Source organism: Actinomadura craniellae (genome assembly GCF_003289645.1).
GTDB lineage: Bacteria > Actinomycetota > Actinomycetes > Streptosporangiales > Streptosporangiaceae > Actinomadura_D > Actinomadura_D craniellae.
The window spans coordinates 430536-456336 of the sequence record NZ_QLYX01000002.1 but is presented as its reverse complement, the minus strand read 5'-3'; the positions used below and the strand labels follow the sequence as shown (position 1 = coordinate 456336).

Here is a 25801-nt window from a genome sequence, read left to right as displayed (position 1 = left end):
TTCGCGGCCATCGGCAGAACACCGGGCAGCTGCGGCGGCCGGTGGCGCGGCCCGGCCACGGCTGCTCAGCGGCCGGTGCCGGGGATGATGGCGGAGTGCTCCCGGAGCATGATCGCGTCGGCCCACAGCGCGGTCAGCAGGTCGATGACGTCGTCGGGCTTGGGGGGCGGGTCGCCGCGGCGTGCGTCGACGACGAAGGCGTCGTGGCAGTACGACTGCACCATCAGGTTCATCGCGCGCGCCACCTCGACCGGGTCGAGGTCGGAGCGGATCACGCCGAGCTCGATGCCCCGGCGTATCTTGCGGGCGTAGCCGCTCCGGAACTGGTCCTCGAAGTCGCGCCGGAGGTCGGCCAGGCGCTCGTCGACGTGGCTGGCCACCTCCCAGAGCGAGAAGAACGGGCTGCTCTCGGCGTAGAGCGTGACCAGTGCCGCGATCGCCCGCCGGAGCCCGAGCCGCCCCGAGGTGGGCTCCCAGTCGTCGGCTCCCGCCCGGAGCATGCCGAGCGCGTGGTCGGCCGCCAGGGTGGCCACGATGTCGTTGCGGTCGGCGAAGTACTGGTAGATCGTCGGCAGGCTCACGCCCGCCTCCTGGGCGACGTCGTTGAGCGAGGTGTTGAGGTAGCCGCGCTCGGTGAAGAGGCGGGCGGCCGCGTCGAGCAGCTTGCGGCGGGTTCGCATCGCCCGTTCGCCGACCGGGGTCTCTCGGCCGTCCTGGCGCCGGACGGCCAGCTTGATGTCCTCGGCGGCTTTGATCAGCCGTTGCAGGCGCGGCGAGTCCTGCGCCTCGACGTCCAGGCCGTTCACCTCGCTGGTCATCGTCGTCTCCGTCGTCCTCGTGCCGGTTCCTCTGGTCCGCCCGCGGAATCGAGCGCGACGGGGGCTGTCGTTGCAGTCTAACTGATGAGTTGTCAGAACAGTAAATCAGCCACACGGACTCGACTGGTGATCGAGTCCTGGGCTCACCAGGCCCGATCCGGGGGTGTGATCACCCTTGCGTATCGCGCGGTTTCCTGAATTAATTCAGGACAGCGCGACGAGGGCTCGTGCATCGAGGGAGGCGCCGCGAGATGCAGCTGTCGGGACTGGCCCCGGGTGACTGGGTGACGCTGAACGCCCGGTTCACCCCGGACGCCGAGTGCCTGGTCTCCGCCGAGGGCGACGTCCTCACCTTCGGCCAGGTCGATGGCCGGGTGACCCGCCTCGGGCGGGCGCTTCGGGCGCAGGGCGTCGGCCGCGGCGACCGGGTCGCGATCATGGCCACTGACTCCTGTGCGTACGTCGAGGTGATCCTCGCGTGCATGAAGCTCGGCGCCACCTACGTGGCGTTGAACTTCCGCCTCGCTCCCGCCGAGGTGCGCACGGTGCTGGCGGCGAGCCAGGCCAGGGTCGTCTTCCTCAGCGGTCGCTACGAGGAGATCATCGCCGGCTGCTTCCCCGAGGCCGGCGCCCATGTCCGCGCCCGGATCACCTTCGACACCTCGGCGGGCGGCCTCCCGACGTTCGAGGAGTTCCTTGCCAGCGGCGCCGACGGCGGTGAGATCGAGTCGGTCACGACCGACGACGACATCCTCAGCATCTCGTTCACCAGCGGTACGACCGGGACGCCCAAGGGCGTGATGCAGTCGCAGCGGATGATCAAGGCGATCACCCAGTCCGGGGTGCTCGAACTCGGCATCCGCCCGGGCGACCTGCTGATGTCGGGCGCCCCGCTCTTCCACGCCGGCGGCATCGGCCACGTCATGTACGGCGTCTCCCGCGGCGCCGGCTCGGTGGTGCTGCCGCAGTGGGACCTCGAACTCGGCCTGCGCTGGCTGCAGTCCGGACGGGTCCGGCAGGCGATGCTCGTACCGAGCATGATCATCCAGCTGCTCGGGGACCCGCGGGTCCGCGGAACCGACTACCCGATGCTGCGGTCGATCATGTACGGCGGTGCCCCGATGCCGACCTCGGTGATCCGGGAGATGGTCGAGGTCTTCGGCTGCGACCTGCACAACGGCTTCGGTGCCGGCACCGAAGCCGGCGGGCAACTGGTGCTGCGGCCCGAGGACCACCGCCGTGCGCTGGCGGGTGACGAGTGGCTGCTGGGGGCGATCGGGAAGCCGGCGTACGGCTGTGACGTGCGGCTGCTCGACCCCGACGGCAAGGAAGTCCCCGACGGGGAGATCGGCGAGATCGCGAGCCGCGGCGACACCGTCATGAGCGGTTACCTCGGCCGCCCGGACCTGACCGCCCGCGTGGTGCGCGACGGCTGGTTCCGGGCCGGGGACCTCGCCTGGAAGGACGGGGAGGGCTACCTCCACCTCGCCGGCCGGGCCGACGACATGATCGTGCGCGGTGGGGAGAACGTGTACCCGGTCGAGATCGAGGACGTCATCGGCGATCACCCCCGGGTCGAGGAGATCGCGGTCGTGGGCGAGGCCGACCACCACTGGGGGCAGGTCGTCACCGCCGTGGTCTCGCTCAAGGGCGGCGGCGAGCTCACGGTCGCCGAACTCCGCGAGCACTGCCGGGGCCGGCTCGCCAGCTACAAGATCCCGACCCGGGTGGTCGTGGTCGAGGAGCTTCCCCGCAACTCGACCGGCAAGATCCACAAGGCCGTGCTGCGCGAGCGCCTCGCCGAGGGCGTGGTCGCATGACGACCACCTCCACCGCGGGCCCGACCCTCGACGAGATCGCCGCCGAGGCGCACGCCTTCCTGGCGGCGCGCGTGCCCCGCCGGGCCCCGGCCAACCTGGGCGCGGGCCCCGACGACGTGATGGGCGTCGGCCTGCGCCGCGGCGATGCCGAGCTGGCGGAGGTCGAGGCCGCCCAGACCTGGCAGCGGGACCTCTTCGCCGCCGGCCTCGCCTGGATCGACGGCCCGGTCGAATACGGCGGCCGCGGGCTGACCGAGGCGCACCGCAACCGCGTGCACGCGGTGCTCCGCGAGTACGACGTGCCCAACACCGCCTGCTTCATGGTCGGCCACGACATCGTCGGGCCGGCGATCCTCGCCCACGGCACCGAAGAACAGCGGGCCGCGTACCTGCCCGGGATCTGGCGCGGCGACATCATCTGCTGCCAGCTGTTCTCCGAGCCCGGTGCGGGCTCCGACCTGGCCAGCCTGCGGACCTCCGCCCGCCGCGCCGGCGACGGGTGGGTGGTGAACGGCCAGAAGGTCTGGTCGTCCTACGCCCACCTCGCCCAGCTCGGTGAGCTCCTGGCCCGCACCGGTGATCCGGCCGACCGGCACCGCGGCATCACCGCGTTCCTGGTCGACATGGACGCCCCCGGCGTCGACGTGCGACCGCTGCGGCAGATCACCGGCGCCGAGCACTTCAACGAGGTGTTCCTCGACGACGTCGCCGTGCCGGACGCACAGCGGATCGGCGAGGTCGACGGTGGCTGGCCGATCGCGCTGACCACGCTCACCAGCGAGCGGTCACTGATGGGCGACGAGCACAACGGTCTGATGAACGACCCGGTCCGGCGGCTGTACGCGCTGGCCGAGTCGACCGGTGCCGACGCGGACCCGGTCGTGCGGGAGCTGCTCGCCGAGGCCTGGGAGCGCGAGCAGATCGTGCGCGAGACGGCCCGGCGCAGCCTGGCCGCACCGGCCGAGGACCAGAGCGGGTCGGTGCTCAAGCTGATGAGCACCGCCGACATGGAGTTCTACGTCGCGGCCGCCACTCGGATCCTGGGGCCGCGACTGGCCGTCGACCACGGCACGTGGGGCACGTTCGCGTGGAGCCAGCTGCTGCTCGGCGCCCCGGCGCACCGCATCGCCGGCGGCAGCGACGAGATCCAGAAGAACATCATCGCCGAGCGCGTCCTCGGCCTGCCCCGCGACCCCCGGCCCCCGATTCCCGGCCGATCCACGACCACGACGACACAGCGATCGCGAGGACCAGCCTGATGCTCACCGGTGACCAATACCTCGACTCCCTCCGTGACGGCCGGCGGCTGTTCGTGAACGGCCACGCCGTTCCGGACGTGACCGAGGAGCCGCTGCTGCGGGGCGGCGCCCTGGCCGCCGCCCGCGGCTACGACCAGCACTACCAGCCCGGAGACGACGCGTTCGGCCCCTACTTCTTCATCCCGAGCTCGGTCGAGGAACTGCGGGCCACCCAGGAGCGCCAGCTGCACTGGGACTTCCCGACGATCTCGACCTCCAACGGCCTGCTGATGGTGCTGACGGCGGCCAGCCGGATGCGCGGGGACTTCCCGCAGTACGCCGAGCGCGCGCTCGCCTACTTCGAGGAGAGCAAGCGGCGCGACATCCGGCTGGTGCAGACGATCACCGACGCCAAGGGAAACCGGTCGCTCCCGCCCGCCAAGCAGGACGATCCCGACCTGTACCTCCGGATCGTCGACCGCAGTTCGGACGGCATCGTCATCCGCGGCGCCAAGCTGCACATCAGCTCGGCCGCGATCGCCCACGAGCTGATGGTGATGCCGACCAAGCGGATGAAGCCCGGCGAGGAGGACTACAGCGTCGCCGCGGCGGTGCCGGTCAACGCGCCCGGCGTCCGGGTCATCAACGCCTCGTTCGCCCCGCGGCCGGACCTGGACCCCGACTTCTTCCCGTACAGCTCGCGGCACGTGATGACGGAGGGGCTCATCGTCTTCGACGACGTCTTCGTGCCCAACGAGCAGGTGTTCCTCGCCGGCGAGCTCGAGCACTCGGCAACGTTCGCGCACTCCCTCGGCCTGTGGGAACGGCTGGGCAGCGTCGGCAGTTACGTGCGCCTCGCGGACACACTGGTCGGGCTCGCGCAGCTGGTGGCGGAGGCCAACGGCCTGCAGCGCATCGGCCACATCAAGGACAAGATCGCCGAGATGATCACCTATGCCACCCTGATCCGGGCCGGCTTCGAGGCGGCGATGCACCACTCGACGTTCACCCCCGAGGGCTGGGCGTCGCCGGACGAGATGTTCACCAACGCCGCGAAATACCACGCCGCCGCGCAGTTCAGCCTGATGGTGCGCCATCTCCACGACATCGCGGGCGGCTCGGTGCTCACCGCGCCGTCGATGGCCGACCTGCGCAACCCCGAGACCGGGCCGGACCTGCGCAAGTACATGCGCACCATGGAGGGCGTCGACGCGGATTACCGGATGCGGCTCTTCCACACGATCCGCGACTTCACCGCGGACGCCTTCGGCGGGTGGAAGCACGTCACGGTGATCCAGGCCGGCGGCGGCCTCTACGCCCAGAAGGTCGTCGTCTCCCACCACTACGACATGGACGCCGCCAGGGCGCTCGCCCTCGAGACCGCGGGCATCACGCCCGACGGGCAGGTGCTCACCTCGCTCGCGGGCGGCGGGCGATGATCTCGGCCGAGGAGTCGCGGGCGCTGCGCGAGGCCACCCGCCGGTTCGTCCGCGCGTCGACCCCGCAGAGCGCGGACGACCACGAGGCCGCCGCGGCGGCGGACCGGCGCACGTGGACCGGGATGGCCCGGCGACTCGGGCTCCAGGGCGTGCGGGTGCCCGAGGAGTTCGGCGGCACCGGCCTGGATCTCGAGGCGGAACTGGTCGTCCACGAGGAGATGGGCGGTGCCCTGCACGGCGGGCCGTTCCTGCCGGTCGTCGGGCAGGCGGTCCCCGCCCTGCTGACGCTCGCCGGCGACGAGCGGGCCCGCACCATGCTCGCCGAGATCACCGCCGGTACGTCGGTGGTCGTACCGGCCGACGCCCGCTGGTACGAGCCGGACGCGGCGCCGCCCGTCCTCTCCGACGGCGCGGGCGGGCCGACGATCTCCGGTGTGGTGCCCGCGGTCATGGCGGGCACCGCCGCCGACGGCTGGCTGGTGCCGGCCGACGCCGGCGGGCGGACCGCACTGGCGTGGGTGCCGGCCGGCACCGCCGGGGCGGCCACCGAGCCGATGACGACGATCGACCTGACCCGCGGGTTCGCGGCGCTCCGGTTGCAGGACGCCGCCGCCGTCGTGCTCGCGCGGGGCGCGGCGGCCGAGCGCGCACGGGACGCGATGGAGACGGGCGCGGCCCTGGCGCTGGCGGCCGAGTGCGTCGGCATCGCGGCCGAGGCGCTCGACCTGACCGTCGCCTACGTCAAGGTGCGAGAGCAGTTCGGGCAGGTCATCGGCGCCTTTCAGGGCGTCAAGCACCAGCTGGCCGACCTGTACGTGACGCTGGAGTCCGCCCGCTCGGCGCTCGCCTTCGCCGCCCGCTCGGTGGGGGAGAGCCCGCCGCTGCGGGACGCGGCGCTCGCGGTCGCGCGGCGGCGGTGCGGCGCCGCGGCCTTCCGGATCGCCGGCGAGGCGATCCACCTGCACGGCGGCATCGGGTTCACCTGGGAGCACCGGGTGCACCTCTACTACCGCCGCGCCAAAACCAACCAGGTGCTGCTCGACTCCGGTGGCGGGCAGGCCCGGACGATCGCGACGAACGTCGCGGCGCTCTACGCGGGCTGAGCCGTGCGCTACGAGGAATCGACGTTCGCCTGGCACGAAGCAGACGGCGCCGGCGGTCCGGTCGACGTCTCGGACCTGACGCGGCTGCGGCTCGAGGCCGACCGCGGGGTCGTGACGGTCACCCTGGACCGGCCGGCGGCCAGGAACGCGATCGACGGGCCGATGCTGGGCGAGCTCACCCGGGTGCTGCACCACTGTGACCGCAGCGACGACGTCCGGGTAGTAGTGATCACCGGGGCCGGCCCGGTGTTCTGCGCCGGCTCCGAAATGTCCGGCGACGGCTTCGGTGGTGCACCCGGCGGGGACGAGGACCGGGGGCTCCCGTGGCTGGCGCCGTTCCAGCTGCGCAAGCCGGTGATCGCCGCGGTCAACGGCCACGCGGTCGGTGCCGGGCTGACCCTGGCCCTGCAGTGCGACATCCGCGTGGTGGCCGTGGACGCCGTCCTCGCGTTCCCGTTCGTGCGGCTGGGCGTCGTCGCGGAGTGGATGGGGCACTGGACCGCCGTACGCCACCTCGGGCCGGCTCGCGCCGCGGAGCTGCTGCTCACCGGACGCCGCTTCTCCGGCGGCGATGCCGCAACCTGGGGCCTTGCGAACCACGCGCCGCCGGCCGGCGGGGTGCTCTCGACGGCCGTCTCGATAGCCCGGGAGATCGCCGACCACGCGGCTCCGGTCGCCGTCGCGGTGTCGAAGCGGCTGATCTGGGAGGCCAACGACGCCGACCAGCACACCGCCGGGGCGACCGAGCGGCGGTTGCTGGAGGCCCTCCTGGCGGCCCCGGACGCCGCGGAGGGGGTGGCGGCCTACCTCGAGAAGCGCGCGCCGCGCTGGGTGGGCCGGGTCGGCGGCGACCTGCCGCCCTGGCCTGCCTAGAAGGCGTCGTCGCGGGCGGCCAGCAGATCACCCATACATCTGACTAAGTGTCATAAAGATGAGTGCGCCGATAGGTCAGGCCGCCCCCCCGGGCGTCGAGGATCTGGTGTCCCGGGGTGGAGGCGCGGGCGCGATCAGCCTGATCGCGCGTAGCTGTTCTGAATATTTATCAGATTAGCCTCTTCGATCATTGACACTCGCCATGTGACTGCGGTTACATTGCCGACATCTGACGGATTGTCAGACATCGGGCGGATTGTCGCTACTTCCTCGGATCCCGTCGACCGAGTCCTGCGGATCCAGTTGAGAGAGGACTTCAGATGACCAGAGGGCGACTGAGGATGGGTGCCACGCTCGTGGCGGCGATGCTGCTGACCGCCTGTGGCGGGGGCGGCGAGGCGGCGCAGCCGGGGGCCGCGGGCGCGGCCGGGGCCGTCACCAACGAGAAGGCCGCCGCGGAGGTCGAGACGCTGCTCGCCGGCAACGTCGAGTTCCCGATGCCGACCGCGCCGGTCGCCCCGGGCACGCACCGCGTGGCCGTGATCACGAGCGGCCTGGCCTCACCGGGCCCGTCGGTGCTGGCGGAGAACGCCATGGAGGCCATCAAGAAGATCGGATGGACGGCCGCCCCGCCCGGAGACGGCAAGTTCACGCCGACCACCCAGGCCCAGCTGATCGAGAAGGCGGTGCTGGACAAGGTGGACGGCATCGTCCTGGTCTCCATCACACCGTCGGCCGTCGCGGCGGCGGTCAAGGCGGCCGAGGGCGCCGGCATCCCGGTGGTGTGCGCCCTGTGCGGCCCCGAACTCCCCACGGGCATGGTCGGCGTCGGCAACGACCACAAGGCGGCCGGTCGCGCCCAGGCGGCGTACGCCGCCTCCCGGGCGAAGTCGGGCGACACCGTCGTCGTGTACCAGAACACCGAGTTCAAGCAGTCCGAGGAGCAGATGGCCGAGGCGGCGGCCGCCGTCAAGGAGATGTGCCCGGGCTGCACGGTCAAGACGCCGTCGCTGCTGCTCGCGGAGGCGATGCAGCCCAACGCGCCGATCTTCACCTCGCTGCTCAACACCTACCGGAAGGGCTCCCTGAACTCGGTGATCATGCCGTTCGACTCCCCGGCCTCGGTGCTCGCGAACTCGGCCGCCCAACTGGGGCGCGACGACTTCTCCGTCATCGGCCTCGGATCGCTCGCGCCGTTCGTCGACATGGTCGGCGCGGGCCGGCCCGCCGTCGCGAAGGCCGACGTGCTGATCTCCACCCCGCTCTACGGCTGGGCCTCGGTCGACGAGCTCGCCCGGATGCTCGCCGGCGTACCGACCTGGACGGCCGACCGGATGCCGGTCGCGCTGGTCGACCAGAAGACCTACGGCAACTACAAGAAGGGCAACCTCTTCGTCCTCCCGAAGTTCGACTACGAGGCGAAGTTCGCCGAGCTGTGGGGCAAGTGACCCGCGACCGACCAGGAAAACCGACCCCCCCAGGCGTGCCGCCGAACCGGAACGAGGGATGACGATGAAGACGACCCAGGAGCTGATGCGCGACTCCTACGAGTACGCCGACGCCGCCTTCGCCTCCCTCGTCCGGTTCGACGACGCCGCGGCCGTGGTCACCGGCGGCGCCCAGGGGATCGGCCGGGGGATCGCCGGCCGCCTGGCCGAGCTGGGCGCGGCGGTGACCCTGGTCGACATCGACCCGGCGGTCGACGCGGCCGCGGCCGCGCTCGCCGAACGGCACGCGACGGCCGTGTCGGCGCGAACCCTCGACGTGCGGCGCAGCGCCGACCTGGCCGAGCTCGCCCGCGAAGTGCTCACCGCCGGCGCGCGCCGCCTGGTCTGGGTCAACGCCGCCGGGATCTACCCCTCACACCTGCTGCCCGACCTGAGCGACGAGGACTGGGACCGGGTGGTCGGCCTCGACCTCACGGCGACGTTCTACGGCTCGCGGGCCGCCGGGCTCGCCCTCCGGGACGCCGGCCTGGAAGGGGTCATCGTCAACATCAGCTCGGTCGCCGGCTTCCGGGTCGGCCGACCGCCCGGCCTGGCCCACTACGCCGCGGCGAAGCACGGCGTGCAGGGCCTGACCAAGGCGCTGGCCGTCGAACTCGGCCCGTACGGCATCCGCGCCGTGGCCGTCGCGCCGGGCGCCGTCGTCACCGAGGGCCTGGTCGCCAGGTTCGGCGACCTGGACCTCGAGGGCGGTACCGACTACTTCTCGACCCGCGCGCAGGAGATGCCGATCAGGCGGCCGAGCCTGCCGGACGACGTCGCGCGGGCGGTGTGCTTCCTCGCCTCGCACGCGGCGGCCAACATCACCGGCGTCGTCCTCCCCGTCGACGCAGGACAGCTGGTCCTGTGACCGCCCCGCGACCGAACCCCGGAAGGGACCGCCAGTGGTGATCGCGACCCTCGCCCCCGACGCTCGGAACGACCTGATGATCGAGGTCGTCGACGTACGCAAACGCTTCGGGGCCACCCAGGCGCTGAGCGGGGTCACCTGCTCCTTCTCCCGCGGCGAGTTCGTGGCCCTGCTCGGCTCGAACGGCGCCGGAAAATCCACGCTGGTCAAGATCCTTGACGGGGTCTACCCCGCTGACGCGGGCACGATCGCGGTGCGCGGGGGACGGGCCGGGCTCGGCGTCGTCCACCAGGACCTCGGCCTGGTCGACGGCATGACGGTCGCGGAGAACCTGTGTCTCGGCGCGCCCCGCCGACTGGTCAACCCGCGCGCCGAGGCACGGCTCACCACCGAGGCGCTGCGGGCCGTCGGCCTCACCTCGATCGACCCCTACGCGCTGGTGTCCTCGCTGAGCCTGGGCCAGCGGGCCATGGTGGCCGTCGCCAGGACGCTCCACCGCGGCGCCGACACCGTCGTCATCGACGAGGTGACCGCCGGCCTCCACCCGCACGAGGCGCGCTGGGTGGTCGAGCGGCTCCGGGTCGCCGCCGAGCTCGGCGCGACGGTGCTGATGGTCACCCACAAGCTCGACGAGGTGGTCGGCGCGGCGACCCGCTACGTCGTGCTCAGCGACGGCGAGGTGGTGCTCGACGGGGACGCGGCCGGCATCGCGCGCGCCGACCTGGTCGAGACGATGAGCCGGGGGCGCTCCGTCAGCACCCCGGCGCCCGGTGCGGACCGGGCCGGCGGGAGCGGCGGCACCGGCGGGGTGGTCTGCGAGCTGAAGGGCATCCGCGCCGGCGGCGCCGGCCCGATCGACCTGACGGTCACCGCGGGCCGGATCACGGCGATCACCGGCCCGCTCGGGTCGGGACTGCACGAGGTCGCGTACGCCGCGGCCGGGCTGCTCACCCCGGACGCCGGCACCGTGCGGATCGCGCGCGACGTGCGCCGGGCGTGCGTGCCCGCCCACCGCGAGTCCGAAGGGGTGTTCGCCGACCACACCGTGCAGTTCAACGTCGCGGTCGGCGGCTGGTCCCGCTGGCGCGGGCGGACCGGGCTGCTGCGGCTACGGCAGATGCGCCGCGACTGCGATGACGCGGTGGCCGCGCTCGCCGTCGTCCCGCACCGGCTGGACGCCACGGTCTCCGACCTCTCCGGCGGCAACCAGCAGAAGACCCTCTTCGCCCGTGCGCTGATGCGACGGCCCCAGCTCCTCGTCCTGTGCGAGCCGACCCGGGGGGTCGACGTCGCGACCCGGCGGGAGATCTACGCGCAGGTACGCCGGATGGCCGACAGCGGCACCGGGGTGCTGGTGGCGTCCACCGACTACGAGGACATCGTCGCGCTCGCCGACACGACCGGTGTGCTCACCGCCGACGGCACGGTCTCGGAGTGGCTGGCCCCCGACCGACTTCCCGAACTGACCACCGAGCTCGCGTGAACGAGAGGTCTTCGATGTCCATCAATGAAGCCGAGTCGTCGGCCGCCCCCACCGGCGAGCTCGCGGCTCCCGAGCAACCGCCCCCGGCGGCCGAGCGGCCCAGGCGGGGCCCGTCGCGGGAGATGCTGTCCAGCGCGGCCACCGTCGTCGCCTTCGGCTTCGTGTTCCTGATCTATGCCGTCTGGCTGCAGGGCGGCTTCTACGACGTGACCCGGCTCTCCTTCAACGTCAGCCGGAGCACCCCGCAACTGGTGCTCGCCATTGCGGTCGCCGTCTGCCTGTGCGGGCACCGGTTCGATCTCAGCGTCGCGGCGATGGCCACGGCGGGCTGCTTCCTGGGGGTGGGCCTGTTCATCGACGCCGGGCTTCCCATGGGCATGGTCATCGTGCTCACCCTGCTGGTGGGTGCGGTCGCCGGCCTCCTGAACGGCATCGTGGTGACCAAGTTCCAGGTCAACGCGTTCATCGCGACGCTCGGCACCAGCGGCCTTTTCGCCGGGCTCACGGTCGTCTACTCCTCCGGCCAGGTGGTCGGCCCGACGCCGGACTCCGGGCCGCTGCCCGGCTGGTTCTCCGGCGCCGGGTCGGTGGGTGACTTCCAGAACAAGGCGCCGCTGGGCGTGGCCGTCCTCGTCATCGCCGCCGTGGTCGCGGCCCTGCTCATCTCGCTCGACCAGCGCTTCCCCGGCCCCGAGCCGCGGCGCCGGGTCCAGGTCGCGGTCCTGGTCCTCGTCGGCGCGCTGGTGGTCGGTGCCGCCTGGGCTCTGGGCCTGGCGGCGGAGTTCGACTGGATGATCGTGATCGTCCTGGTGTTGACGCTGCTGGTGTGGACGGTCATGAAGTACACCGCCGTCGGCCACGCGATCTACGCGGTGGGCAGCAACCCGGACGCCGCCGCCTTCGCCGGCATCCGGATCAACCTCGTCTCGCTGTGCCTGTTCGTCTTCTCCGGCACCATCGCCGCGCTGGCGGGCATCCTGGTCGCCGCGCAGCAGGGCAGCGCCGCGCCCGGCGTGGCCGACCCGCTGCTGCTGCCGGCGTACGCCGGCGCCTTCCTCTCGACGGTCATCCTCTCGCGCGGCCGGTTCCACATCTGGGGCACCGTGGCGGGCAGCATCGCGCTGGTCTACGTCACCGACGGGCTGGTGGTCGGCGGCGTTCCCTACACCTGGACCCAGGTGATCAACGGCGCCGTGCTGATCATCACCGTCGCGCTGAGCACGTTCCTCCAGCGGCGGCCCGGGTCATGACGCCGCCCGGCACCCCGCCTGACAGCCACACCCGCTCCCCGAGGAGGTACCCGTGATCGTCGTCAGTGGGTTCATGGAGGTCGCGCCCGACTGCGCGGACCGGTTCGCCGAGCGCACCCGGGAACTGGTGGACGCCACCCGCCGCGAGCCCGGGTGCGTGGAGTACCGCTTCGCCCGGAGCATCGAGAAGGCCGAGCGCTTCGAGGTCTTCGAAGAGTTCGTCGACCAGGCCGCGTTCGACGAGCACGCCCGGGCCGACCACTACCGCAGCTGGAACCGGGCGCTGAAGGAGTTCCAGGTCACCCGGGTCTCGATCGTCAAGTACGTCGCGACCGAGCGGACCGTCCTCGCGTGATCGCTCCCGAGCAGGCCGTCCCCACGGCCGCCGACCTGGACGGGTTCCCCGCCGGCGTCGCGGTGAACGAGACGCTGCACACGATCGGTACCGCGCGGGCGATGCGCCGGCTGCGCCCCGACCCCGTTCCGGACGAGCTGATCCGTGCGCTGGTGTGGGCCGGCACCCGCGCGGCGAGCCCGAACAACAGCCAGCTGTGGCGGTTCGTCGTCGTGCGCGACCCCGACCGGCGGGCCGCGATCGGTGCGGCGCTCGAACGGTTCGTGCGCTGGATCGACTCGCTCGGCGAGCCCGCCGACGACGGCGACGCGCACATCCGCGCCGAGGCGCGCCACCTCGTCGTCAACGTCGCGCAGGCGCCGGTGCTGCTGTTCGTGTGCGCCGAGCACTCCTACCCCGAGCGCGGCCCGGACCCGCGGTACCTGTGGGCCGCGGTCAACACCGCCAGCCAGAACGTCCTCGTCGCCGCGCGCTCGCTCGGCCTGGGCGCGACGCTCACGATGATGCAGGTCGGCAACGAGCAGGGCGTGCGCGACGCCCTCGGCCTCCCCGACGACGTCCACATCGGGACGATGATCCCGGTCGGCTGGCCGGACCGCCCGTTCGGGCCCGCCCGGCGGCTGCCGCTGGACGACGTCATCCACCACGACCGCTGGCGTGGCAGGGGCCGCGTCCAGGACGAGAGGGACCCACAATGACGGACATCGACCGCGAGTTCGTCGGCCTCCCCTCGCCGGCCATCGGCCGGGCCGGGGCCGGCAACCACCCGCTTCAGGGCATCTACTACACGCCCGCGGGGAAGAAACCGAAGACCGCGCTGATCGCCAGCCACTACAACGTCGACTTCACCGAGCACTACATCGCGACCCGGATGGCCGAGCGCGGCTACGGCTTCCTCGGGTGGAACACCCGGTTCCGCGGTGCCGAGCACTTCTTCACCCTCGACCACGCGCTCGCCGAGGTGGGCGTCGGCGTCTCGTGGCTGCGGTCCCAGGGCGTGGAGCAGGTGGTGCTCGTCGGCAACTCCGGCGGCGGGTCGCTGATGTCGGCGTACCACTCCCAGTCGCGCGAGCCCAACATCCGCCCGGCATACGGCCGCAGCCAGGTCTTCGAGCCGGCGCTGCACCTGCCGCCCGGCGACCTGATGATCTTCCTGGCCGCGCACCCCGGCCGGCCGGAGTGGATCACCCGCACGATGGACCCGTCGGTGCTCGACGAGACCGACCCCAACTCCGTGGACCCCGAACTCGACATGTTCGACCCCGACCACGGCCCGACGTACTCCCCGGAGTTCGTCGCCCGCTACCGGACGGCCCAGGTCGAGCGCAACGACCGGCTGACCGCGTGGTGCAAGGAGCAGATCGCGGCGATGGCCGGCCGGCCGGCCCGCGACCGGATCTTCTCCATGCCGCGCACCTGGGCCGACCTGCGCTACCTGGACCCGACCATCGACCCCTCCGGCCGGCCGACCCCGATGTGCTACTTCGGTGACCCCAAGCACGCCAACTTCGGCGTCTTCGGCGTCGGCGTCGTGTCGACCCTGCGCACCTGGCTCACCATGTTCAGCCTGGCGGAGTCCGACTGTGTCGCGGCCAAGCACCTGCAGCGGATGGACCTGCCGACGCTCGTGGTCCAGCCGGACGCCGACACCGGCGTGTTCCCCAGCGACGCGCAGGGGCTGTACGACGGCGCCGCGGCGAAGGACAAGGAACTGGTCACCCTGCCGGGTGACCACTACTTCGTCGAGCCGGTCGACGCGCGCGACGTGGTCGCGGACACCCTCGCCGACTGGCTCGCCGCACGGACGACGCGGTGACGATCCTCGCACCCACCGAGGAACAGGAGGCGCTGCGCGCCACCCTGCGCTCCTTCTTCGCCGAGCGGTGGCCGGAGGAGGAGCTCCGGGCCGCCGCCGGCTCCGCGCACGGCCACGACCCGCGGCTGTGGAAGGCGATGGCCGAGGACCTCGGTCTGCACGGCCTCGCGATCCCCGAGGACCTCGGCGGCGGCGGCTTCACCTACCCCGATCTGCTGGTGGTCTTCGAGGAGATGGGCCGGGCCCTGGTCGCGGGGCCGTTCTTCACCTCGGTCGCCATGGCCTCGACCCTCCTGCTCGCGCTGCCCGACCGGGACGCCCAGGAGCGGCTGCTGCCCGGGATCGCGGCCGGCGAGCGGATCGCCACCGTGGCGGCGGTCGAGACCCCGACCTCCTGGGACGCCGTCCGGATCGCGGCCGAAGCCACGGGTACCGGCGCCACCCGCACCGTCACCGGCGAGAAGCTGTTCGTGCTGGACGCCGAGGTCGCCGACGTGCTCCTGGTGCTGGTGCGCACCGAGCACGGCACCGGCGTCGCCGAGGTCGGCACCGCCGCGCCGGGCGTGCGGGTCGAGCCGATGGCGACGGTCGACCCGACCCGGCGGCAGGCCCGGGTCGTGTTCGAGTCCGCGCCGGCCACGCTGCTCGCACCCGACCACGACGCCACGCCCGCCGTACGCCGGATGTGCGACCTCGCCGGGGTGGCGCTCGCCGCCGAACAGGTCGGCGGGGCGCAGCGCGTGCTGGACATGGCGACGGCCTACGCGAAGACCCGCGAGCAGTTCGGCCGCCCGATCGGCGGCTTCCAAGCGGTCAAGCACCTCCTCGCCGACCAGCTGGTCTCGGTCGAGTCGGCCCGGGCCGCGCTCGGGTACGCCGCCGCCGCGACCGTGACCGGCGCCGGGCTCCCGGTCGCGGCCAGCGTGGCCCAGGCGCTGTGCTCGGAGGCGTTCTCGGCCGCCGCCGAGACCAACATCCACGTGCACGGCGGGATCGGGTTCACCTGGGAGCACCAGGCGCACCTCTACTACCGGCGGGCGGTGTCGAGCGAGGTGCTGCTCGGCCGCCCGCGCGACCACCGTGCCCGGATCGCGGCCCACCTCCTCGCCCCGTCGGAGATACCATGAACGACCACGGACCGGCCAAGCTCTCCTCGCTCCGGCCCGCAGACTGGATCACCTTGCACGCCCGCTACACCCCGGGCGAGCGCTGCCTGGTCACCGGCGCGGGCATGACGTACACCTTCGGCGAGATCAACAGCCGGGTGAACCGGCTGGCCCGGGCGCTGCGGGCCCACGGCATCGGGCGGCACGACCGGATCGGCATCCTCGCCACGGACTCGGTCGACTACATGGTGCTGCTGATGGCGTCGATGAAGGTCGGCTCGACCTACGTACCGTTCAACTACCGGCTGGCACCCGGCGAGATCGTCACTTTCGCCACCGCGGCGCAGCTGGACGGTTTCGTCACGATGGCACGGTACGCCGAGGCGGCCGCCGCCGTCGACGAGGCGTGCCCGGGCATGCGGCTGCGGGCGTCGTTCGACCCGTTCGGTGACCGGCCACTGGTCGCCGACCTGATCGAGGGGCAGCCGGACGACAGCGACGTCGACGTCCCGACCCGGCCCGAGGACGTCATCTCCATCATGTTCACGAGCGGCACGACCGGGCGCCCCAAGGGCGTCATGCAGTCGATGCGGATGCTCGGCGTCTCCACCAACGTCTCGCTGCTCGACTTCGGTTTCCGGCGGGGCGAGTTGCGCTACACGGCCTCGCCGATGTTCCACGCCGCCGGCATGGGCAGCATCTACTACGGCATCGCCCGGGGCTTCGGGTCGCTGATCCTCGACCAGTTCGACCCGCCGACCCTGCTGGAGTGGATCAGGAGCGGTGAGCTGACCGGGGCTCTGCTGATGCCGACGATGCTCAAGGCGCTCCTCGACGTGCCGGGCATCCGCGACCAGGAGTACCCGCGGTTGCGCTCGATCGTGTACGGCGGCGCCCCGATCGGCATCGACCTGCTGCGCGCCGCCATCGACGTGTTCAAGTGCGACTTCTTCAACAGCTTCGGCGCCGGTACCGAGGCGGCGGGGCAGACGATGTTCTACCCCGAGGACCACCTGCGGGCGCTGGCCGGGGAGGAGCACCTGCTCGGCTCCATCGGCCGTCCGATGTACGGCGTCGACCTGCGGCTGTGCGACGACGACCTCAACGACGTCCCCCGCGGGGCCGTGGGGGAGATTCACACCCGTTCGGAGACCGTGATGAGCGGCTATCTCGACGACCCCGAGCGCACCGCCCAGGCGGTGGTGGACGGCTGGTTCCGGGCCGGCGACCTGGCCTGGATGGACGACGACGGCTTCCTGTTCCTGGCCGGCCGCAAACAGGACATGATCATCCGTGGCGGCGAGAACGTCTACCCCGTCGAGATCGAGGCCGTACTGCTCGGGCATCCCGCGGTCTCGGCGGTGGCCGTCGTCGGCCAGCCCGACGACTACTGGGGCGAGGTCGTGGTCGCCGCGATCGAGCTGGTGGCGGGCCACCGGCTCGACGAGCAGGCCCTCTCCCGGCACTGCCGCGAGCGCCTTGCCGGCTACAAGGTGCCGGTCCGGTTCCTCGCGATGGAGGACATGCCGCGCAACGTCAACGGCAAACTTCAGAAGTTCGCGGTCACGGAGCTCGTCGCCGAGCGGTACCGGCCGGCGGACCGTGCGCCCGAGCAGGCCGGTGGTGGGAGGTGAGCGGTTTGGCGGAGTTCCGGTCGCGCGTCGAGGCGTTCCTCGGCGCCCGCTACCCGCGGCGGCACGAGACGCTGCGCCACGGGCAGGGCGACGACTCGCTCGTCGGCGCCGCCTTCCGGGACAGCGATGACGAGGCCGGTGACCTGCGGCGAGCGCGGGCCTACCAGCGTGAGCTCTTCGACGCCGGCCTCGCCTGGCTGAGCGGACCGGTCGAGTACGGAGGTGCGGGGCTGGGGGCCGCGGAGCGGCAGGCGTTCGCCGAGGTCGTGCGCCGGTACGACGTGCCCGACGTCAACGGGCTGCTGGTCGGGCAGCAGATCGTCGCCCCGGCGGTCCTCGCGCACGGCTCCGCCGACCAGCGCGCACGGCTGCTGCCCGCCCTGTGGAGCGGCGAGCTCGTCGGGTGCCAGCTGTTCTCCGAGCCCGACGCCGGCAGCGACCTCGCGAGCCTGCGGACCCGGGCCCGCCAGGTGGACGGCGGCTGGCGCGTCGACGGGCAGAAGGTCTGGTCGTCGGGGGCGCACCTCGCGCACGTCGGGGAGCTGCTGGCCCGGACCTCGCCGGACCCGGCCAGCCGGAGCCGGGGGCTCACCATGTTCCTGCTCGACATGGAATCCCCGGGCGTGACCGTGCGGCCGCTGCGGCAGATGACCGGCACCGCCCATTTCTGCGAGGTGTTCCTCGACGACGTGTTCGTGCCCGACGACGCCGTGCTCGGCGAAGTGGGCGGCGGGTGGGCGGTCGCGAACGTCTCGCTCAGCAGCGAGCGCGACAACTTCGGCGACGAGAGCGCCAACCTGTTCATCCGCCTGCTGGACCGTCTCCTGCTGCTCGGGCAGGAGGTCGGCGCCGCCGAGGACCCCGACTTCCGCGACCGGCTCGCCGACGGTTACGTCCGCCACGTCGTCAACCAGGTGCTGCCGGCCTCGCTGGAGACCGCCACACCGGAGGTCGCCACCGCCGGCACCAGCCTGGTCAAGCTCTTCGCGACCGACGCCGACCGGCGCCTGGTCCAGCTCGCGCTCGACGTTCTCGGGCCGGCACTGGTCGCCGACACCGGGGCGTGGGGTACCTACGCGTGGTCCCGGGTCCTGCTCGGTGTCCACGCCACCCGGATCGCGGGCGGCACCGACGAGATCCAGCGCAACATCCTCGCCGAGCGCGCCCTCGGGTTGCCGCGTGAGCCCCGACCGGTACGGGAGGACCGCCGACGCTGACGACGGCCCGGCCACTGCGGGCCCCGCCGTAACGGTCCGCGGTCCCTGCCGAGCGGTCCGTCGGAAGTGACCTGCTGCCGGGGTGGGGTCTCGCTCCAGGGTGAAGTTCGTACTCGCTAAATGAGATCTTGAATCTCTGTCGGTGAATATGTTCTTCTACGAACTATCAACACCCGTGAGGGGGCGATGGCCGATTCGAGGCGGGCCGGTCGCCGTTTCCCGAGCGGCGTGGTCCCTGGCGGACGTTCCCACCCACTGTCAGAAGGGCAGCCGCAATGCGTATGGAAGACATGATCCTGGTCAGTATCGACGACCACATGATCGAGCCACCGGACATGTACGAGAACCACGTGCCGGCCAAGTGGCGCGACGACGCCCCCAAGGTCGTCCGCAACGAGCAGGGCGTGGACGAGTGGGTGTTCCAGGGGCAGAAGACCTCGACGCCGTTCGGCATGGCGGCGACCGTGGGCTGGCCGAGGGAGCAGTGGGGGTTCAACCCCGGCGCCTACTCCGAGCTACGCCCCGGCTGCTTCGACGTGCACGAGCGCGTCCGGGACATGAACGCCAACGGCGTGCTGGCCTCGATGTGCTTCCCGACCATGGCCGGCTTCAACGCCCGTACCTTCCACGAGTCCCGGGACAAGGAGATCGCGCTCGTCATGCTCCAGGCGTACAACGACTGGGCGATCGACGAATGGTGCGGCACCTATCCCGGCCGCTTCATCCCGCTGGGCATCGTCCCCATGTGGGACGTCGACCTGGCGGTGCAGGAGATCCACCGCCTCGGGAAGAAGGGCTGCCGGTCCATCAGCTTCCTCGAGACACCGCATGTCCAGGGCTTCCCGAGCTTCCTGTCCGGTTACTGGGACCCGATGCTCAAGGCGCTGTGCGACGAGAACATGGTGCTGTCGCTGCACATCGGCGCGGGGTTCGACGTCATCAAGAGGGCGCCCGAGGCGCCGATCGACCACCTCATGGTGCTCGCCTGCCAGATCAGCGCGATCACCGCCCAGGACCTGCTGTTCGGGCCGACGCTGCGCCAGTTCCCCGACCTGAAGGTCGCCCTCTCCGAAGGCGGGATCGGGTGGATCCCCTTCTACTTCGACCGGGTCGACCGCCACTTCCAGAACCAGTCCTGGCTCGGCAACGACTTCGGCGGCAAGCTCCCCTCCGAGGTCTTCCGCGACCATGTTCTGGCCTGCTACATCACCGACCCCTCGGGGCTGCTGCTGCGCGACCGGATCGGCGTCGACATCATCGCCTGGGAGTGCGACTACCCGCACACCGACACGACGTGGCCGGAGTCGCCGGAGTTCGCCTGGAAGGAACTCCAGGACGCCGACTGCTCCGGTGCGGAGATCCACAAGATCACGTGGCAGAACGCCACCCGGTTCTTCGGCTGGGACCCGTTCGAGCACACCCCCCGGGAGCAGGCGACGGTCGGCGCCCTGCGCGGCCTGGCCGAGGACGTCGACACCACCCGCATGACCCGGGAGGAATGGAAGAGCCGCAACGAGGCGACCGGTATCGGAGTCTTCTGACCCGACGCGGCGGGAGCGGCCCTCCGGCTGAAGGAGGCGCTCGCCCGGTTCAGCCGATCGGGGCGAGGGCGGCGGTGGGCCGCAGGGGGAGGGCGCGGGTGCGGTGGAGTTCCCACAGCAGCCAGCCGACGGAGATCAGCCCCAGGAGGATGTAGGCGGCCAGGCCGCCGATGCCGTCCCAGCAGGCGTGCAGGACCACCGCTGCGAGGTAGGTCGCCGGGACGGTCAGCGCGGTCCGCAGGGCGGGGGCCGCGGCGTAGGACCACAGGCTGCCGCAGATCAGCGCGGTCCAGGCCATGTGACCGGCCGGGGACAGCAGGCCGCGCAGGAGCAGGGTGGTCTCGACGTCGCCGACGTTGCCGCCGGAGGAGATGAGGGCGGTGAAGGCGTACCCCATGGTCTCCAGGGAGGCGAACCCCATGCCGACCGCGACACCGATGACCAGCCCGTCCGCCGGACGGGTGGGGCGGCCGCGTTTGATCGCCCACATCAGCATGATGACTGGGACGATCAGTTTTGCGGTCTCCTCGATCAACCCGATTCCCAGCGCCGGCAGCACCCCCAACTCGCGGAGCGTGTCGTATTCCACGACGCCGGCGACGACCGTGCCCACCACGCCACCGAACAGGGCGGCGGTGCCAAGGGTGAGGGCGGGCACCTGCCACTGCCCGCTACGGCCCGACGCGAAGGTCAGGAAGGTGGCCGGGATGAGCACCGATCCGAGCAGGATGAGCGAGGGCAGGTAGTTCGGGTTGCCGGTGTCGACCAGCGTCGCCAGGACCGCGAGGTACATCGCCAGCCCCCCTGCGAACACCCCGGTCCACGCCCACCGGCGCACCACACTCGGCATCATCGGCTCCATCCGCGTCATCCGGTGGGGGCGCGCTTCGCTGTCGGCCGCTGCACAACCATCGTTCCCCGCCTCCCTGTCCCGCCCCGGCGGAAGTTCTCCGGGCAGTGTTACCGCTGTTCAGGGCTGCTCCAGCCGTCCCAGGACGCCCCACGCCGTCGTCATGGTAGGCGCCCTCCGGCTGTGCTGGAGTCACCCTCCTGAGGGGAGGGCGCTGTCGTGCTTGATCAGGCTGTGGGCGGCCTGGGCGAGGTGATGGGCGGCCGTCAGGTCCTCGATGTACCGGTGGGTGGCGTGGTGCTCCCGTTCCGGGTAGCGGCGCCCGGTGAGCCCGGCCGCGTGGGCGAGGGCGACCAGGTGCACGGTGCGGGGGCTCGGCGGTGCGGGGGTGCGGCCGTGGGCGTGCGGCCTGATCTCGCGGTCGATGCGGGCGGCTATCTGCTCGGTGTGCGCCGGGGCGGTGGTGGTCCAGACGGTGCGCGGCATTCCCAGCGTGCGGCGCCGGTTCGAGATCAGCAGGCCCCGCCGTTCCAGCGCCTGGGCGTACCGCTGGTCGAGGTCCCTGAGGTGGGGAAGGACCTGCAGCCACCGCTGGAAGTCCCGCGGCTCCTGCACGCTGGCGGCCGCGGTCCGCATGGCGACGCGGGCGTGGGCGACGCGGCGGGCCCAGCCGCCGGCCGGTGCGGGGCCGGGCACGCCCTCGTAGTCGGTGGGCAGGCCGACCAGCCGGGTCTGCCGGGCGCCGGGCCGGCCGAGTTGGACGTCGCGCACGAGGGCGGCCAGGATCTCGTCCACGATGGGTTCGCCGACCGTCATCGGCCGGACCTCGGTGATCCGGTTGCCCTCGACCGTGATCGCGCCGCGCAGTTGCAGTTCGGTGAGCGCCCCTGCGGCGAGGGCGCGGGTGAAGTACCGCGGGACGTCCAGTTCGCCGGTGCGCGGGCTTGCACACAGCAGCAGCAGCTCTTCCGGCACCGTCAGTTCTGATACGCCGTACATACGATCTCCTCGATCCCCCGGCGCCGCCGTCCCGGCGTGGGCCCGTCCGATGTGACCCGGCCGTCGCGTCCGGGCGCCGCCGATTCGGCGGCCGGAGCGTACGGATCACCATCGGCCGGGAACCTGCGGAACGGGCACCGGCGTTGCACAACCTCGTCCTTATGATCGACGCGCGAGACCGGTCCGAAGTTGGGCCCAATGCCCGATGAGGAAGCACCCGCGCGCCGGTCGGGTCTCAGCCTTCGCGGTGGCCCAGCGTCCGGGAGAGCGCGAGGGCGGCGGTGTGGACGGCGGGGGAGACCTGGTCGAGGCGCATACGGCCACTCCAGCCGGAGACGGACAGGGCGCCGAGGACTTCGCCGCCGGCGCCGAGGACGGGGCCGGCCGCGCACACGATGCCCAGGCCCGACTCCTCGTGGTCGTAGGCGACGCCCGCCCGGCGAATCCCGGCCAGCTCTCTGACCAGCAGGCCGGGCGCGACCGTGCTGCGCTCGCTGAGCCGGGGCAGATCGCCTTCGAGCACGGCGCGCACCGTCTCCGGCGAGGAGAAGGCCAGCATCGCCTTGCCGACCCCGGTCGCGTGTGCGGGCAGTCGGCCGCCGACCCGGGACGGCAGCGGCGGGCCGCCGGGCGAGCCGAGGATGTCGACGTACACGACCTCGCCGCCCTCCAGGATGGCCAGGTGGACGGTCTGCCGGGTGGCCTCGCGCAGGTTGTGCATGTAGGGGCGGGCGGCGTCGCGGAGCACCCGCTGGCGGGGCACCCGCTGGCCGATCTCGAACAGCCGCACGCCGAGCCGGACCTTGCCGGCGGAGTGCGGTTCGAGCAGCCCCTCCGTCACCAGCGACAGCACGATGCGGTGCACGGTCGATTTGGGCAGGCCGGTGCGGCGGGCCAGTTCGGCGGCGCCGACCGCGTTCTCGGCGTCCTTGAACGCGCCGAGCACGGCCACCACCCGGTGGAGATAGGTCTCGTCGGTTGCGGCCGCCACGCGAGCAGTTTATTGCGGCGTTCCTGAGCACCGTCCCGTGACGTGGGACGCGTTCCTTGGTCTGCGCCGTCCCGCGGATGCAGGATCCACCTGCGGCAACGAGGAAAGGACGGCCCATGGACCCTGCTTCCGTGGAGAAGGCGGCCGCCGGACTGCTGGGCGCGTACGCGTCCGGTATCCCGGTGCGGCCGCTGACCGAGAACGCTCCGGAGCTCACCCTGGCGGACGCGTACGCGATCCAGCGCGCCCAGGTGGAGCGGCGGCTGGCGGACGGGGCGAGGATCAAGGGCCACAAGGTGGGGCTGACCTCCGCGGCGATGCAGCGGCAGCTCGGGGTGGACCAGCCGGACTTCGGCGTCCTCCTCGACGACATGTTCCACCTGGACAGCGCGCCGATCGACGCCGGCCGGTTCCTGCAGCCCAGGATCGAGCCGGAGATCGCGTTCGTGCTGGGCCGCCCGCTGGCCGGCCCGGGCGTGACGGCGGCCGACGCCGCGGCGGCGGTGGACTTCGTGCTACCGGCGCTGGAGATCATCGACTCGCGGATCGCGGACTGGAAGATCACGCTGCCTGACACCGTCGCCGACAACGCTTCCAGCGGCGGCGTCGTGCTGGGCAGCACGCCGGTCCGGCCGGACGGGCTGGACCTGGCGCTGACCGGCTGCCTGCTGCATCGCAACGGTGTCCTGGCCGACACGGGGGCGGGCGGGGCCGTGCTGGGCTCCCCGCTCAGCGCGCTGGTCTGGCTGGCCAACGTGCTCGGCCCGATGGGCGTCACGCTGGAGGCCGGGCACGTGGTGCTGCCCGGTTCGGTCACCGCCGCCGTCCCGGTGGCTCCCGGGGACACCTTCACCGCCACGTTTGCCGGCATCGGCACCGTCACCGCCCGCTTCCGCGGGGAGGGGGCATGAGCAGGACGACGGCGGCGATCGTCGGCCCCGGCAACATCGGCACCGACCTGCTCGTCAAGCTGCTGCGCAGCGACGCGATCGAGGTGCATTCGATGGTCGGCGTCGACCCGGCGTCCGACGGGCTCGCCCGGGCCCGCGAGCTGGGCGTGCGGGCGTCGGCCGGCGGCGTGGACTGGCTGCTGGCGCAGGACGACCTGCCCGACCTGGTCTTCGAGGCCACCTCCGCCAAGGCGCACCTGGCCAACGCCCCGCGTTACGCCGCGGCCGGGATCCAGGCCATCGACCTCACCCCGGCCGCCGCGGGCCCGTTCGTCTGCCCGCCGGTCAACCTGGACACCCTCGCCGACGCGCCCAACCTCAACATGATCACCTGCGGCGGCCAGGCCACCATCCCGATCGTGCACGCGGTCTCCTCGGTGGTCCCGGTCGCCTACGCCGAGATCGTGGCGTCCATCGCGTCCCGCTCGGCGGGTCCGGGCACCCGCGCCAACATCGACGAGTTCACCCAGACCACCGCCCGGGCGATCGAGCGGGTCGGCGGCGCCGAGCGGGGCAAGGCGATCATCATCCTCAACCCGGTGGACCCACCGATGATCATGCGGGACACCGTGTTCTGCGCGATCCCGGCCGACGCCGACACCGAGGCGATCGCCGCCTCCGTCCACGCCATGGTCGAGCGGGTGGCGACGTACGTGCCCGGCTACACGCTGCGCGCCGAACCGCAGTTCGACGGACCCCGCGACATCTGGAACGACCGCGCCCGCGTCGCGGTGTTCCTGGAGGTCAAGGGCAACGGCGACTACCTGCCGCCCTGGGCCGGTAACCTCGACATCATGACCGCGGCCGCCGCCTCCGTGGGCGAGCGGCTCGCGCCGGGAAGGAAGGCGACCGCGTGAGCGAGCCGATCAGGATCACCGACTCCACGCTGCGCGACGGCAGCCACGCGATGGCCCACCGGTTCACCGAGGAGCAGGTGCGGAGCGTCGTGCACGCCCTCGACTCGGCCGGCGTGGAGGTCATCGAGGTCTCCCACGGCGACGGCCTCGGCGGGTCCTCCTTCAACTACGGGTTCTCCCTCGAAGACGAGATCAAGCTGATCGGCGCTGCCGTGGACGAAGCCGCCCAGGCCGAGATCGCGGTCCTGCTGCTGCCCGGCCTCGGCACCGTCGAAGACCTCAGGCACGCGCACGGCGCCGGCGCCTCCGTCGCCCGCATCGCCACCCACTGCACTGAGGCCGACGTCTCCGCCCAGCACTTCGCCGCGGCCCGCGCCCTCGGCATGGAAACCGTCGGCTTCCTCATGCTCTCCCACCGCGTCGGCCCCGACGAACTGGCCGCCCAGGCCCGCATCATGGTGGACGCCGGCGCGCAGTGCGTGTACGTCGTCGACTCGGCCGGCGCGATGGTCCTCGGCGACGCCCAGGCCCGCGTCGCCGCCCTGGTCAAGGAGGTCGGCGCCGAGGCACAGGTCGGGTTCCACGGTCACCAGAACCTCTCCCTCGGCGTCGCCAACTCCGTCCTGGCCGTGCAGAACGGCGCCCGCCAGATCGACGGCGCCCTGTGCGCCCTCGGCGCCGGCGCCGGCAACGCACCCACCGAGATCGTCGCCGCCACCTTCGAACGCATGGGCATCACCACCGGCGTCGACATCCAGGGCGTCATGGCCGCCGCCCAGGACATCGTCCAGCCGTTCCTGCCGCGCCTGCCGTTCGCCGACCGCTCGGCCATCACCCAGGGCTACGCCGGCGTCTACTCCAGCTTCCTGCTCCACGCCGAACGCGCCGCCGAACGCTACGGCGTCCCCGCGCACGCGATCCTGCAGAAGGTCGGCGAGGCCGGCTACGTCGGCGGCCAGGAAGACATGATCATCGACGTCGCCCTCCAACTGGCCGCCGAACGCGACGCCAGCCCGGCCGCCCGCTGAACCGTCCGTCCCGGTTCGGAGGAGCCCGGAGACAGACCCGGGCCCGCGGCCCGTCCGGTGACCCTCGTTTGGCCCTCG

23 protein-coding genes are annotated in these 25801 nt (G+C 72.2%); 19 read left to right on the top strand and 4 right to left on the bottom strand.

The features are described 5' to 3' along the window. Positions 1-65: 65 nt before the first annotated feature. Positions 66-818: a TetR/AcrR family transcriptional regulator gene (locus DPM19_RS05620; RefSeq protein ID WP_111863696.1), complete on the bottom strand. Its 753-nt coding sequence runs from the start codon at positions 816-818 to the stop codon at positions 66-68. A 251-nt stretch (positions 819-1069) separates the two neighbouring features. On the opposite strand from DPM19_RS05620, the gene DPM19_RS05615 reads away from it, so the two are divergent. The 16 genes from DPM19_RS05615 (at position 1070) to DPM19_RS05535 (ending at position 20048) form a co-directional block, all read left to right on the top strand. Continuing rightward, a complete protein-coding gene (locus DPM19_RS05615) occupies positions 1070-2638 on the top strand; it encodes a class I adenylate-forming enzyme family protein (protein ID WP_111863695.1) in 1569 nt (522 codons plus the stop codon). Further along, positions 2635-3897: an acyl-CoA dehydrogenase family protein gene (locus DPM19_RS05610; RefSeq protein ID WP_111863694.1), complete on the top strand. Its 1263-nt coding sequence runs from the start codon at positions 2635-2637 to the stop codon at positions 3895-3897. Before DPM19_RS05615 ends, DPM19_RS05610 begins: the two co-directional genes overlap by 4 nt. Beyond that, positions 3897-5315 carry a 4-hydroxyphenylacetate 3-hydroxylase N-terminal domain-containing protein gene (locus DPM19_RS05605; RefSeq protein ID WP_111863693.1) on the top strand — a complete coding sequence of 473 codons (1419 nt, stop codon included), beginning with the start codon at positions 3897-3899 and terminating at the stop codon, positions 5313-5315. Before DPM19_RS05610 ends, DPM19_RS05605 begins: the two co-directional genes overlap by 1 nt. Next, on the top strand, positions 5312-6418 hold the full coding sequence (locus DPM19_RS05600) for an acyl-CoA dehydrogenase family protein (RefSeq protein ID WP_111863692.1): 1107 nt from the start codon (positions 5312-5314) through the stop codon (positions 6416-6418). Before DPM19_RS05605 ends, DPM19_RS05600 begins: the two co-directional genes overlap by 4 nt. A gap of 3 nt (positions 6419-6421) precedes the next feature. Further along, the gene (locus DPM19_RS05595) at positions 6422-7291 is read left to right on the top strand and encodes an enoyl-CoA hydratase/isomerase family protein (protein WP_111863691.1); all 870 of its coding nucleotides are present in this window, start codon (positions 6422-6424) and stop codon (positions 7289-7291) included. A 341-nt stretch (positions 7292-7632) separates the two neighbouring features. Then, positions 7633-8739 carry a substrate-binding domain-containing protein gene (locus tag DPM19_RS05590; RefSeq protein ID WP_111863690.1) on the top strand — a complete coding sequence of 369 codons (1107 nt, stop codon included), beginning with the start codon at positions 7633-7635 and terminating at the stop codon, positions 8737-8739. 64 nt (positions 8740-8803) lie between these two features. Next, a complete protein-coding gene (locus tag DPM19_RS05585) occupies positions 8804-9646 on the top strand; it encodes an SDR family oxidoreductase (RefSeq protein WP_158566708.1) in 843 nt (280 codons plus the stop codon). Between the two features lie 34 nt (positions 9647-9680). Then, complete coding sequence (locus DPM19_RS05580) at positions 9681-11129, top strand: ATP-binding cassette domain-containing protein (RefSeq protein WP_111863688.1); 1449 nt, start codon at positions 9681-9683, stop codon at positions 11127-11129. A 14-nt stretch (positions 11130-11143) separates the two neighbouring features. After that, a complete protein-coding gene (locus DPM19_RS05575) occupies positions 11144-12379 on the top strand; it encodes an ABC transporter permease (protein ID WP_111863687.1) in 1236 nt (411 codons plus the stop codon). Between the two features lie 52 nt (positions 12380-12431). Beyond that, positions 12432-12734, top strand: coding sequence for a putative quinol monooxygenase (locus tag DPM19_RS05570; RefSeq protein WP_111863686.1), 303 nt, complete (start codon positions 12432-12434; stop codon positions 12732-12734). Then, positions 12731-13432 (top strand): nitroreductase family protein, encoded by a 702-nt coding sequence (locus tag DPM19_RS05565; RefSeq protein WP_111863685.1) that lies wholly within the window; start codon positions 12731-12733, stop codon positions 13430-13432. The genes DPM19_RS05570 and DPM19_RS05565 overlap by 4 nt, the downstream gene beginning before the upstream one ends. Next, positions 13429-14550 (top strand): alpha/beta hydrolase, encoded by a 1122-nt coding sequence (locus DPM19_RS05560; RefSeq protein WP_111863684.1) that lies wholly within the window; start codon positions 13429-13431, stop codon positions 14548-14550. The genes DPM19_RS05565 and DPM19_RS05560 overlap by 4 nt, the downstream gene beginning before the upstream one ends. Beyond that, positions 14547-15677 (top strand): acyl-CoA dehydrogenase family protein, encoded by a 1131-nt coding sequence (locus DPM19_RS05555; RefSeq protein ID WP_233509863.1) that lies wholly within the window; start codon positions 14547-14549, stop codon positions 15675-15677. The genes DPM19_RS05560 and DPM19_RS05555 overlap by 4 nt, the downstream gene beginning before the upstream one ends. After that, complete coding sequence (locus DPM19_RS05550) at positions 15674-17290, top strand: class I adenylate-forming enzyme family protein (RefSeq protein WP_111863683.1); 1617 nt, start codon at positions 15674-15676, stop codon at positions 17288-17290. The genes DPM19_RS05555 and DPM19_RS05550 overlap by 4 nt, the downstream gene beginning before the upstream one ends. Beyond that, complete coding sequence (locus tag DPM19_RS34735) at positions 17287-18507, top strand: acyl-CoA dehydrogenase family protein (RefSeq protein ID WP_158566707.1); 1221 nt, start codon at positions 17287-17289, stop codon at positions 18505-18507. The genes DPM19_RS05550 and DPM19_RS34735 overlap by 4 nt, the downstream gene beginning before the upstream one ends. A gap of 290 nt (positions 18508-18797) precedes the next feature. Further along, a complete protein-coding gene (locus tag DPM19_RS05535) occupies positions 18798-20048 on the top strand; it encodes an amidohydrolase family protein (protein ID WP_199484873.1) in 1251 nt (416 codons plus the stop codon). A gap of 49 nt (positions 20049-20097) precedes the next feature. Here the strand turns inward: DPM19_RS05535 and DPM19_RS05530 are convergent, their stop codons facing one another. From DPM19_RS05530 to DPM19_RS05520, 3 genes are all read right to left on the bottom strand, one after another. Then, positions 20098-20898 carry a PrsW family intramembrane metalloprotease gene (locus tag DPM19_RS05530; RefSeq protein WP_111863931.1) on the bottom strand — a complete coding sequence of 267 codons (801 nt, stop codon included), beginning with the start codon at positions 20896-20898 and terminating at the stop codon, positions 20098-20100. Between the two features lie 192 nt (positions 20899-21090). Continuing rightward, a complete protein-coding gene (locus tag DPM19_RS05525) occupies positions 21091-21897 on the bottom strand; it encodes a GOLPH3/VPS74 family protein (RefSeq protein WP_111863681.1) in 807 nt (268 codons plus the stop codon). A gap of 235 nt (positions 21898-22132) precedes the next feature. Continuing rightward, positions 22133-22888 (bottom strand): IclR family transcriptional regulator, encoded by a 756-nt coding sequence (locus DPM19_RS05520; protein WP_111863680.1) that lies wholly within the window; start codon positions 22886-22888, stop codon positions 22133-22135. A gap of 116 nt (positions 22889-23004) precedes the next feature. Here DPM19_RS05520 and DPM19_RS05515 point away from each other — a divergent pair, with 116 nt between their 5' ends. Genes DPM19_RS05515 through dmpG form a run of 3 tightly spaced genes read left to right on the top strand, consistent with a single transcriptional unit; the run spans position 23005 to position 25723 of the window. Next, positions 23005-23799 (top strand): 2-keto-4-pentenoate hydratase, encoded by a 795-nt coding sequence (locus DPM19_RS05515; RefSeq protein WP_111863679.1) that lies wholly within the window; start codon positions 23005-23007, stop codon positions 23797-23799. Continuing rightward, positions 23796-24695, top strand: a complete 900-nt coding sequence (locus DPM19_RS05510; protein WP_111863678.1) for an acetaldehyde dehydrogenase (acetylating) — start codon at positions 23796-23798, stop codon at positions 24693-24695. Before DPM19_RS05515 ends, DPM19_RS05510 begins: the two co-directional genes overlap by 4 nt. Next, on the top strand, positions 24692-25723 hold the full coding sequence (gene dmpG / locus DPM19_RS05505) for a 4-hydroxy-2-oxovalerate aldolase (RefSeq protein WP_111863677.1): 1032 nt from the start codon (positions 24692-24694) through the stop codon (positions 25721-25723). Before DPM19_RS05510 ends, dmpG begins: the two co-directional genes overlap by 4 nt. The last annotated feature ends 78 nt before the right edge of the window (positions 25724-25801 follow it).